The organism is Mesorhizobium sp. M7A.F.Ca.CA.004.06.1.1, assembly GCF_003999135.1.
Taxonomy (GTDB): Bacteria; Pseudomonadota; Alphaproteobacteria; order Rhizobiales; family Rhizobiaceae; genus Mesorhizobium.
Window position 1 is genome coordinate 1 of sequence record NZ_RZPQ01001273.1, and the last position, 854, is coordinate 854.

The following is an 854-nucleotide window of genomic DNA, read 5'->3' on the forward strand; positions in this document are numbered from 1 at the left end:
ACGCAACGGCCTGACCATCCGGGCATGCCGCTTCCGGCAACTCGTTGAGTGCTTCCACGGTCGCGGCCAGCATGGGCGTCAGCCGCTCACGGGCTTCTGCGAACGTGTAGGGGGCCTGTTTGTTCGGCGCCCCTCCGCGAACGACGACATTGCTCGTTAGTCGTTCGCCTTTTCCCAGGAGGAAATTACGCTTCGCCATTTCGTGCTCGCTTTCCGCGTGACGTCGGCTTTAGCATCGACGTTCCACCACCCCTAATCGTCTCGCGCGCAACGCCCGTGAGTTGCTGCGCCGCCCGTTGCGACATTAGTCCCTCATTCGCAAGTGTACGGGCGAGAGCAATCCTCTCTGGTTTTCCGAGGGTGTCAGGTCGAACAAGATTTGTGAGATAGTCGGTGAGTTCGCCGCCCCGGATTGTAGCGGTGCGACGAGCCGATTTGAGATCTCGGTCAATATCGCTAAACGATTTGCCGAGCAGCGCCCCAGACAAGGCTGCCGCCCATTGATCTGACTTTTCCGTGTGGCCCGCCAAAGCCGCTTGTGCGAAAGAGAATATGCCTCTCGCGTCCGGCATCGGAAATTCGATCGAAAGATCGAAACGTCTCCAGATGGCTGGGTCCAAAAGCTCAGAGTGATTTGTCGCCGCAAGAAGCAGTCCCGTCGCCGGCCAGTCATCGATTTGCTGGATCAAGACCGTAACGAGTCGCTTCAATTCACCGATCTCGCCCCGGTCGTCACGGCGCTTGGCGATCGCATCCAATTCATCAAGGAGGAGAACACAGTCCATCGACTTTGCGTAGTCGAGAACGTGCCGGAGATTTGTTCCGGTGCGGCCCAGATAGCTACTCATTACAGC

Annotated in this window: 2 protein-coding genes; both read right to left on the bottom strand. The window is 58.1% G+C overall.

From position 1 onward, the window contains the following. A partial coding sequence (locus tag EN906_RS37905; RefSeq protein WP_206529282.1) for a hypothetical protein occupies positions 1-199 on the bottom strand: 199 nt, incomplete at its 3' end. Next, positions 186-854: ATP-binding protein (locus EN906_RS35730; protein ID WP_127375849.1), on the bottom strand; the 669-nt coding region annotated here is incomplete at its 5' end. The genes EN906_RS35730 and EN906_RS37905, both read right to left, overlap by 14 nt.